Origin of the sequence: Roseateles chitinivorans, from assembly GCF_050632235.1 — a bacterium.
Lineage (GTDB): Bacteria > Pseudomonadota > Gammaproteobacteria > Burkholderiales > Burkholderiaceae_C > Roseateles > Roseateles chitinivorans_A.
The window spans coordinates 3,958,654-3,968,792 of the sequence record NZ_CP192584.1 but is presented as its reverse complement, the minus strand read 5'-3'; the positions used below and the strand labels follow the sequence as shown (position 1 = coordinate 3,968,792).

At 72.0% G+C, this 10,139-nt stretch carries 6 protein-coding genes; all 6 read right to left on the bottom strand.

From position 1 onward, the window contains the following. Positions 1-32: 32 nt before the first annotated feature. Positions 33-3,644 (bottom strand): amino acid adenylation domain-containing protein, encoded by a 3,612-nt coding sequence (locus tag ACQ859_RS18250; protein ID WP_431262111.1) that lies wholly within the window; start codon positions 3,642-3,644, stop codon positions 33-35. 4 nt (positions 3,645-3,648) lie between these two features. Further along, a complete protein-coding gene (locus ACQ859_RS18245; protein WP_431266589.1) occupies positions 3,649-4,578 on the bottom strand; it encodes a TauD/TfdA family dioxygenase in 930 nt (309 codons plus the stop codon). After that, a complete protein-coding gene (locus tag ACQ859_RS18240) occupies positions 4,578-8,549 on the bottom strand; it encodes a condensation domain-containing protein (protein ID WP_431262110.1) in 3,972 nt (1,323 codons plus the stop codon). Before ACQ859_RS18240 ends, ACQ859_RS18245 begins: the two co-directional genes overlap by 1 nt. A gap of 73 nt (positions 8,550-8,622) precedes the next feature. Beyond that, positions 8,623-9,402, bottom strand: a complete 780-nt coding sequence (locus ACQ859_RS18235; RefSeq protein ID WP_431262109.1) for a thioesterase II family protein — start codon at positions 9,400-9,402, stop codon at positions 8,623-8,625. Positions 9,403-9,407: 5 nt separating this feature from the next. After that, positions 9,408-9,656 (bottom strand): MbtH family protein, encoded by a 249-nt coding sequence (locus ACQ859_RS18230; protein WP_431262108.1) that lies wholly within the window; start codon positions 9,654-9,656, stop codon positions 9,408-9,410. A gap of 82 nt (positions 9,657-9,738) precedes the next feature. Continuing rightward, entirely contained in the window at positions 9,739-9,987 is a 249-nt protein-coding gene (locus ACQ859_RS18225) for a DUF4880 domain-containing protein (RefSeq protein WP_431262107.1), read from the bottom strand. Positions 9,988-10,139 lie beyond the last annotated feature (152 nt).

The window sequence follows — 10,139 nt, the reverse complement described above, 5'->3', positions numbered from 1 at the left end:
GGGTCATGTCGTTCATCGGTCGGACTGCGGAGTCAAGGAGGGATCCGTGACGGATCAAGGGGAGCGGCCGTCTTGTCGGCCGTCGTCTCAGACGTCTTCTCGGCTTTCTGCCAGTCGGTGGCGGCCAGGCGCTCGAAGCCCGAGGTGTCCCACGGGCCGGCGCGCAGCGCCGCGGCCAGCTCGGCCACGGTCGGGTGATCGAAGACCAGGCCGGGCTCGATCTCGATGCCCAGCAGCTTGCGCAGCCGCGCCACCAGCCGGATCACCATCAGCGAATGGCCGCCGAGCTCGAAGAAGTCCTCGTCGATGCCGATGGGCCCGCGGCCCAGCAGCAGCCCCATGCCTTGCGCGAGGACGACCTCCAGCGCGTCGCGCGGCGCGCGTGAGGCGTCGGCGATGCCGCCGGACGTGGAATTCGCGGAGGCCTCGCTCGCCGCGACGGCCGTCGCGGCCTCTGCGGCCATCCGCGCGAAGATCGCGCCGCGATCGAGCTTGCCGTTGGCCAGCCGAGGGAAATCATCGAACGCATGAAAGCGCGTCGGCACCATGTGCGACGGCAGCGCGGCCTTCAGCGACTCGCGGATCCGCTCCACATGTTCCGACTGCGTTGCGCGGTTTGGTCCGTTCGACTGGCTCCGGCGGTCCGTCGCAGTGTCTGCGCCGGCACCGCCCGTAGCGCCGGTAGCGCCAGTAACGGCGGTGGCCGATCCGCCAGCGCTCTCCAACACCACACAGGCCGACAGTTCGATTTCCCCGGTCGCGCCTGGCTCGGCCAGCACGACGGCCTGACGAACGCCCGGGAGGGCCAGCAAGGCGACCTCGATCTCCGCCGGATCGACGCGGAAACCGCGCACCTTCACCTGATGATCGGCGCGACCCGCGAGGCGCAGGCCGCCTTCGGCCAGCACGCGTGCGACGTCGCCAGTGCGGTACAGCCGCTCGCCGGGATGGAAGGGATCGTCGACGAAGGCGCCCGGGACCTCGCGTCCCAGGTAGCCCCGGCAGACCTGAGGCCCGCCGACGAAGACCTGTCCCACAGCGCCCGCCGGCACCAGCCGCATCGCCTCGTCGAGCACGAGCACGCGGTTGTTGGCCAGGGGTTGCGTCAGCGGCAACGCGTCGCCGCCTTGCAGGTCGGACGCGCGCACGCGGTGGACCAGCACGCCGACGGTCGTCTCGGTCGGTCCGTAATGGTTGTGGATGGCCGTGTCCGGCGCGAGGCGCCGCAGCCGATCGATCAACGCGCGCGGCGCGGCCTCGCCGCCGAGCACCAGCGTGCGAGGCACGCGCGGGGCCTCGCCCTCGAGCAGCGCCTCCAGGTGGGACGGGACGATCTTCACCGCGTCGATGCGCAGCGTCTCGATGAAACGCGCGAACGCGGCCGGGCTGCGGGTGTCGTCGTCGTTGGCGACGACCAGGCAGGCGCCGTTGAAGAGCGCGCCGAACAGCGCCGTGTTGCCCAGGTCGGCGACGACGGAACTGGTGAGACCCCAGCGCCGGCTGCCGGCCAGATCCATCGCCACGGTGGCCGCGACGACGTAGTTCAGCAGCTGGCCGTGCTCGATGGCCACGCCCTTGGGCTGCCCCGTCGAACCGGACGTGTAGAGCACATAGGCCAGATCGCCCAGGCGCGGCTGCGAGGCGGGCAGCGTGCCGTCCAGCTGGCGCAGGTCGATCGCGGGCTGGCCGGCGGGCGTGATCACGTCGCCGGTCAGCAGCGCCGATGCGACTTCATCGCCATCATCGCCATCGTGCGGCGGCGAGCCGGAGAGCATCAGCGCCGGTCGAGCATCCGCGAGCAGCGCCCGGCGCCGCGCCACGGGCCAGCCGGGTTCGAGCGGCAGATAGGCCGCGCCGGCCCGCCACGCGGCGAGCATCGCGACGATGAGGTCGGTGCCGCGCGGCAGGTTCAGCGCGACCAGCGATCCGGGCGTCACGCCCAGCGAGGTCATGGCGCGCGCGAGCCGGTTGGCGCGCTGGTTCAGCGTCCGGTAGTCCAGCACGACGCCGCCGGCTTCCAGCGCCGGCGCCTGCGGTGACAGTGCCGCCCACTCGGCGACATGCTGCGAAACCGTCAGCGCGCCGGCATTGCGTCGCTCGCCCTGGGCCGCGCGCAGCAGCGCGGCGCGCTCCAGCGGACCGACGGGATCCAGTTCCCGCACCGCTGCCTGCGGACGGTCCAGTACCTGGGCGATGAGCGTGGTGAACTGTCCGAGCAGGCGCTCGACCGCCTGCTGCGAATGGCGCAGGCCGTCGGCATGCAGCACCAGTTCGGCGGCGTCGCCCCAATGCACCGCCAGCACGAGCGCCGCGAGCTCGTCGGGGCGGTCGACACCGGAGCGGACGATCGCCGGTACCGACCAGCCCGATGCTGGCGCGGCGAGGGACAACCAGTGGAAGACCGTTTCCCGGTGCGCTGCCGTCGTCGGTGTGCCCGTCGGGGCTCCCGTCGTTGATGCTGATGCTGATGCTGATGCTGATGCTGATGCTGATGCGGTTGTGGGCGTCGCTGTCGCTGTCAGCGTCGTCGATTCAGCTGTCCAGTACTCCTGGGCATCCACATGCGCGCCGGTCGTGGCGGCGACCCGGGCCAGCCATTCGTCGACGCGTGTCTCGCCGGACAGCGTCACGGCCATCGGCAGCAGCTTCTCGAAGACGCCGACGGCGCCGCGCATGACCTCGTAGTCGTCCCTGCAGTCGTGCCGCCAGCCCGCGAGGAATCGCTCGAAACCGTTCAATCGCGCGAGCAGCAGCAGCCAGACGCCGTGCAGCAGCCGCTCGGCGCCGACTTCGGCGGAGTCGATGCGGCGCGCCAGATCGACGTCGAGCACGGTCCGCGCCTCGACGCGACCGGCACGCGGCGCCAGCGGCAATGGCAGACGCGGCCCGTTCCACGCCGTGTCTTCGGCCAGGTGCGCCCGCCAGTAGGCCGCGCCGGTCCGGGCCTCGTCACCGCTGGCCAGCTCCGCACGCCATTCGACGTACTGGCCGTACTGGAAGATCTCCTCGGTGTCGAATCCCACCGTCGGGGCGGTCCGGTCGGCATGCGCCTGCGCGATCTGCGCCAGCAACGCACGCAGGCTGCCTTCGTCCGCCACCAGCGCGCTCGCGCGCAGCGCCAGCACGACCCGCGTGTCGGAAACACGCGCGACGCCCGCGCGCAAGACCTGTCCCTGGGTGATCGCCAGCGGCGTGGACAGCTGGTCGATCCACGCCTGCAACGCTGCCTCGTCCCCACCGCGCAGATCGACGCTCGACCAGTCGAGCGCCGGCCGCACCGGCAGCGGCCATTGGCGCAGACCACGATAACCGTCGACCGGGCCGAAGGCGGTGCGCAGCATCTCGTGCGCGTCGATCGCCTGCTCCACCGCGCGACGCAGGGACGATCCCTCCGCGGCGCCGGCTGCGGACGAGTCGACGGCATCGTCGTGGGATGAATCGACGCCGCCACCAAGGCCGAAATCAAGGCCGAAATCAAGGCCGACATCGATCGTGACGCTCGCCGTCAGGCCGGGCACGGCGTCGAGCTGCGCGACATCGACCGTGGCGGCATCCAGCGGCCCGGCGACGACGCGCTGTTCGGGGCTCAGGCCCGTGCCGACGATCGCCTCGGCCGGCAGCCCGGGGAGATGGATCGCGTTCATCGGATCACCCCTCCCCGCCCAGCGACGCGCGATCGAACATCGCGCCCATGGCCACGACGATCTTGCGCGGCCCCTCGTACGGGTCGCGCGCATGGGCCGCCAGCATGTTGTCCAGCATGATGATGTCGCCCTGGCGCCAGTCCAGCCGCACCGCGCAGGCTTCATAGGTCTGGCCGACGACGGCCATCGTCGCGTCCGGGATCGGTGACCCGTCGCCGAAGATCACATGCCGCGGCATGCGGTCCAGCCCGACCAGGCCGAGCAGGTCCTCGCGCACCTCCGGTTCCAGGCAGCTGACGTGGTGCAGCTGCACCTGGTTGAAGAACACGCGCTCACCGGTCAGCGGATGCTTGACCACGGCAGGGCAGCGCGTGCGGGTCTGCAGCGTGTCGGTGTCCAGCCAGGCGAAGTCCGTGCCGGCCTGCGTCAGCCGGGCCTCGACCTCCGCGCGGTCGGTGGTCTTGAAGAAGTCCTGCCACGACACGTCCAGCCGCGGCGTGAAGGTGCGCACGTAGCGCAGGCCCTTGCGCTCGAACTCCTCGACGAGCTCGGCGGGCAGCCGGCGCAGCATGTCCCGGCAGTCGACGATCGGCGTCGCGCCGCCGACCGGCGACGGCAGTTCACAGAAGAACCACTGCTTGCGCGGCCAACGCTCCAGGTGGGCGCTTTCGTTGTGGAACAGGATCATCTGCCGCTCGGGATACGGCGTGGAGCGGTAGGTGTTGCGGCCGCCCTCCTTCTTGGGCAGGTCGCCGTAGCCGCCGAAGAGCTCCGGCTCGATGGATTCGGCGAAGGCCTCGAACTCCTGCGGCGTCCTCAACCCGAAGTTGCGCAGCAGCAGCCCCGCGTGCTTGAGCAGCAGGGTCTCGACGACATCCCGGTTCGCGCGCGCCCAGGCGACGGCGTCGAGGTCGGGGCGCGTGGCCTCGACGATCAGGGGAAGCGGCGGTCGTCCGCGAGCGTGGACAAGCGCACCGCGGGCGCCGCGGCCGGCGTCGACGCGCCCTCGGCGGCCGGTCCCGCGCGCTTGCCGAGCGCGGCCAGTTTGCCGAGCTTGCCCAGCTTGTCGACGGGAGGAGGAAGGGAAGTCATGGTCGGCTCCTGATGAGGCGGAGGAGAGGAAGGCGGCAGTCCGTCCAGCAGCGTGTCGAGCGGGGTCTGCGGCGCGGCGGTGGCGCGCCGCAGCAGCGTCCGCCAGTCCCGGGCGGCGGCCTCGACGGTGGCGCGTTCGTAGAGGGCGGTCGCGAACACCCACTCGGCACGGAGGCCGTCGGCGGTGTCGGTGACGAAGACGGCGAGGTCGAACTTCGACGTGGCCGGCGGACGGGACTCGAGACGGAGCGCCAGCCCGGGCAGATCGAGGCGCGCCTCGGGCGTGTTCTGGACGACGAACAGCATCTGGACCAGCGGCCCGTGACGGCGGGAGCGTCCGACGCCCGCGGCATCGACGATCTGATCGAACGGGATGGCGGCGTGCTCGAACGCGGTCAGGCTGAGATCGCGCATTTGCGACAGCCAATCCGCGAAGGTCTCGCCGCGCCCGCTGGCACCCGCAGTCCGCGCGTCATGGCCCGCCTTGGGCCCGGCGGCAGCGCCGAGCCGGCGCGAGCGCAGGGGCACGACGTTGACGAAGAACCCGATCAGCGGCTCGAGCGCAGGCAGATCGCGGCCGGCCACGTCGGTGCCGACGACGAGGTCGTCGCTGCCGGTGCGCCGGTGCATCAGCGCCAGGAAGGCCGCCATCATCACGAGGAACGGCGTGCTGCCCTGAGATCGCGCCAGACGGGTGATCGCGTCGGCCTCAGTCTTGGACAGCGTGACGGGCACCGCATCGCCGGCCATCGAAGCGACGGGTGGCCGCTCATGATCAGGCGGCAACGTGGACAGTACCGGTGCGCCGCGCAGCGTGTCGCGCCAATGCGCGGACAGTGCGGGTTGCGTCGCGGCCAACTGGCGCGTCTGCCACTGCGCGTAGTCCGCGTACTGCACCGTCAGCGCGGGCCAGTCCGGCGCCGTGCCGGCACGGACCGACGCATAGGCGGCGGTGAGATCGCGGACGAAGACGCCCACCGACCATCCGTCGCAGGCGATGTGATGCACGCACAGCAGCAGCACGTGTTGATCGGGCGAGAGGTGCAGCAACTCCGCGCGCAGCAGACCATCGCCGGCCAGATCGAAGGCGCGACCTTCCTGCGCGGCCAGCGCCGCGTCGACGGCGGTCTTCCGGTCCTCCCGCGACAGTGCGGACAGGTCCCGCTGCGGCAGATCGACCGGCGCCGCCGGTCGCAGCACGGCGATCGGCTCGCCTTCGTCGTTCTCCGGATAGACGGTGCGAAGCACCTCGTGCCGCGCCACCAGCGCGTCGAGCGCGCCCTGCAGCGCGACCGTGTCGAGTTCGCCGTCCAGATGCAGCGCGGCGGCCATGTTGTAGGCCGGATGCGCCTCGCGATCGGCGCGCGGCGTCATCCGCTCGACAAGCCACAGGCGGCGCTGCGCCGGCGACAGGATGCGTCCAGCGCTGCCATCGGTGGGCACCAGGGGCACCGGCGCGCTCGAGGTCGAGGGCGGAACACCCGGACGCTCGTCCGGCGTCGCGGCACGGGACATCGCGGCGGCGCGCCGTGCATCGATGCGCGCGGCCAGGTCAGCCAGCACCGGCGCTTCGAAGAGGTCGCGCAGGCTCAAGGTCACGCCGAGCCGCGCCGACACGCGCGAGGCCAGCTTCACTGCGGTCAGCGAGTTGCCGCCCGCGACGAAGAAATTCGTGTCGCGCGTCGGCAGCGCGGCATCGGACGCTGCTGCCATGGACTCGCGCCAGATCTCGGCGAGGACCCTTTCGGTCCCGCTGCCCGGCCGCTGCGTTCCGATCGCATCTCCCGCGTCCGACGACAGGCCCTTCCCGGCGACTCCGCCATCTCGGCCATCTGCACCGTCGCCAATGTCGCCGCCGAGCACGAAGCGCCCATTCGCATGGATCGCGAAGGCATCCAGCGTGCCATCGATCCAGCCTTGCCGCGCCGCGGCGCGTTGGATCTTCCCGCTGGACGTCTTGGGCAGGCCGCCCGGATTGAGGAGCACCGTGACGCGCGGCGCCTCGCCGCAATGGCCGCCGACGATCGCGCCGATGGCGGCAACGAGCGCCTGTTCCGTCATCGCCTTGCGCGTGCCGCGGGACACCTCGGCCGCGACGCCGATCGCGTCGCCGTCGGGGCCCGGCACCGCGAAGGCGGCCACGCGTCCCTGACGCACCAGATCCGGCTGGCGCTCGATCGCCGCCTCGATGTCCTGCGGGTACAGGTTGTGGCCGCGCACGATGATCAGGTCCTTGATGCGCCCGGTCACATACAGCTCGCCGTCGAGCAGGAAGCCGAGATCGCCGGTGCGCAGCCAGCGCTCCGGGCCCTGCTCGAGGAAGGTCTCGGCGCTGATGTCCGGTCGGCCCCAGTAGCCCAGCGCCACGCTGGGTCCGCTCACGCGGACCTCGCCCACCCGGGCCTCGCCGAGCGAGGCGCCGGTCGCCGGATCGACGATGCGCACCTCGTGCCCACGCGCCACGGCGCCGCAACTGACCAGCTGTTGCGTCGCACCGTCCGAGTGGTTCACGTGAACCGCGCGGTCTGTGCGGTCCGTGCGGTCCACGTCGACACCCGCATCGAGGTCCGCCTCGACGTCCCTGACCTCTTCGATCGGGTCCGCCCGGCCCTGCTTCAGAGCCTCGATGGAGAAGCGACGCGTGACCGCGCCATCCCCGCGTTGCCCGCCGGTGACGAACAGCGTCGCCTCCGCCAGGCCGAAACTCGGATAGATGGCGCCGGCGCGGAATCCGAACGGCGCAAACGCCGCCTGGAACTCGGCGACCGTGTCGGCACGCACCGGCTCCGCGCCAGACAACGCGACGCGCCAGGCGCTCAGGTCCCAGGCCGGCGCGGTGGCCCGACCGTCCTGGCCGTCCCGCTCCGCGCGCCCTGCCCGCCCCGCCCGCCTCACGCGCTCGGCGCACAGCCGGTACGCGAAGTCGGGACCGGCGGTGAGCGTGCCGCGATGGCGATGCATCGCCTCGATCCAGCGCATCGGCCGGGCAAGGAAATGCGATGTCGTCATCAGGACCAGCTTTCCGCCGGTAAAGAGCGGATGCAGCAGGCCGCCGATCAGCCCCATGTCGTGGAACGGCGGCAGCCAGGAGACGGAGACGTCCTGCGCCGTGGTGCCCATCGCCGTCTGGATCGCGCGCTCGTTGGCGATCAGGTTGCCGTGACTCACCATCACGCCCTTGGGCGTGGACGTCGATCCGGACGTGTACTGCAGGAAGGCGATGTCGGTCGGCCGCGGACGGTGCGGCTTCCAGGCGTCGGCGCACGCGGCATCGATCTCGTCCACGGCCAGCGCGTGCAGGGTCCCCGCGCCGCGGGATGCCGCGAGTCCCGCGAGTCCCGCGAGTCCTGCGGCCCCTGCGGTTCCACCGTACTCCCCGAAGCTGCCCGCCTCGATCACGGCGCGCGTGGCGAGCACCGCCGCCGCGCCGGCATCGCGCGCGATCGCGTCGAAGCGATCGAGGTGCTGCGGTCTCGTGCTCTCCGGCGGGAACACCGGGACGGCGATCATCCCCGCGTACTGGCATCCGAGGAAGGCGACGAGGTAATCGTCCGTGCCCTCGAGCGCGATGAGCACGCGCGACGCCACCGGCAGCGCCGCGGCCTGCAAGGTCGCGGCCAGCGCGAGCGAGCGGCGGCGGAGCGCCCCGAAGGTGACGGGCCGCTCGCGGTCGTCGGGTCCGCCGTCGGGTCCGTCATTGCCGACGACGATCAGGGCGGTGTCCCCCGCGCGCGCGGCCGCCAGGCGGTCGAGGTGCTCGACGAGGGTCGACGCCGCGCCGTCGGGCGCCGGCAGGGACGAAGGAGTCGTCATCGCGGCAGGCATGTCGCGTTTCTTTCAGTGAAAGTCTCTGGGCAGCGGGCCCGCGGCGCCGGGCGCCGCGCGGTCACGCGAAGGCGCCGGGCGCGGCTCGCGCGGGGGCGCACATGGCGCTCAAGGCGGTCAGGTGGCGGGTGAGCGCGGTCAGCACCGCGCCCTCCTGCTGCCGCACGAAGAAATGGCCGCCGTCGAACCAGTCCAGCGTGGCGGGCACGTCGGACTCGAGCGACCAGGCGGCGAGCCGGTCCGGCGCGATCTCGTCCTGGCGGCCGGCGAAGACATGCAGGGGCACGGGCAACGGCGCCTGCGGGACATGGCGGAAGCTGTCGCACACGCGGTAGTCCGCGCCGAGCACGTCGAGCGTCAGGCGCAGCAGCTCCGCGTTGGCGAAGACCTCGTCCGGCGTGCCGCCCTGACGGCGCAGATCGGCGGCCAGCGCCGCGTCATCGGCCAGCGCGGCGCGCAGGCGGGACGTGTCGCGCCGCGATGGCGCCGCGCTGCCCGAGGCGATGAGCGCGCGTGGCAGGCGCTCGCCGCGCTCGCGCAGGCGTTGCGTCATGCCGTGCGCCAGCAGCGCGCCCATGCTGTGGCCGAAGAACGCGAAGTCCCGTGCCTCGCCCGCCAGGCCGGCCCCGCCGCGCATCGCCGCGGCCTGCTCATCACAGAGCCGGTCGACGAGCGTCCCGAAGTCCTCGACGAATCGCTCGCCGAGGCGGCTGCCGCGGCCGGGCAGTTCCACCGGCACGATCTCGATCCAGCGCGGCAGCAGCCGGCGCCAGCGCAGGTACATCGTGGCGCTGGCCCCCGCGCACGGCAGGCACAGCAGCTGGAGGGCCATCGCCGGCATCGGCTTCAGCCCGCCGTCGTGGGCTGGCCGGCCTGCTCCTGCTCCGCCATCCAGTCGCGCAGCGACTTCGGGCGCATGTCGGTCCAGGTGCGGTCGACGTAGGCGAGCACCGTCTTCTTGTCACCGCGGACCTCCGGCACCACGGACCAGCCGCCGGGCACGGCCTTCCAGTGCGGCCAGATCGAGTACTGGTCTTCGTGGTTGACGAGAACGATGAAGGTGTCGTCTTCGCGGTCGAAGCAGCTGGTGGACATGAGAACGCCTCTTGCAGGATAGGGATGGGATCGTCCCCGCGCCGGTGGAACCGGCGACGGGGCCCTGTCCTGTCAAGACGTTTCAGCGTCGCGGATGTTCACGCGGGTCGCGTGCCGCGGTGTCGTCGGGATCCAGCGCGCGGGACGGCACCTGGCCGGCGAGCGCCCACAGCCGCGTCGCCTGCTGATGCAGTCGCGCGTGTTCGGGATCCTCGGCCATCCAGCGCGCGAGGGCCTGGCGGGCGGCGTCGTCGAAGTGTTCGCGATCGAACTCGCGTTGCACCCAGGTCCAGGCGGCGGACCAGACGGGATCGTCCTGCTCTTGTGTCATGGTGGGGTTGGCGGCGGCGTGACCCGGAGTCGTTGGCGCGGGGCCGGTCGACCCTGCGGCGCGAGCTTACTCCAGCGTCGCCGCGCGCCGCGCGAGGGCGCGCGGCGCAGCCTCGGAACGGGGACACGTGGTGCGCTCAAGACATGCCGATG

What these genes read in the sequence shown, in the direction of transcription:
- ACQ859_RS18250 (WP_431262111.1), bottom strand. Translation starts at nt 3,644, where the DNA reads ATGAACGCGATCCATCTCCCCGGGCTGCCGGCCGAGGCGATCGTCGGC.
- ACQ859_RS18240 (WP_431262110.1), bottom strand. Translation starts at nt 8,549, where the DNA reads ATGACGACTCCTTCGTCCCTGCCGGCGCCCGACGGCGCGGCGTCGACC.
- ACQ859_RS18235 (WP_431262109.1), bottom strand. Translation starts at nt 9,402, where the DNA reads ATGCCGGCGATGGCCCTCCAGCTGCTGTGCCTGCCGTGCGCGGGGGCC.
- ACQ859_RS18230 (WP_431262108.1), bottom strand. Translation starts at nt 9,656, where the DNA reads ATGTCCACCAGCTGCTTCGACCGCGAAGACGACACCTTCATCGTTCTC.
- ACQ859_RS18225 (WP_431262107.1), bottom strand. Translation starts at nt 9,987, where the DNA reads ATGACACAAGAGCAGGACGATCCCGTCTGGTCCGCCGCCTGGACCTGG.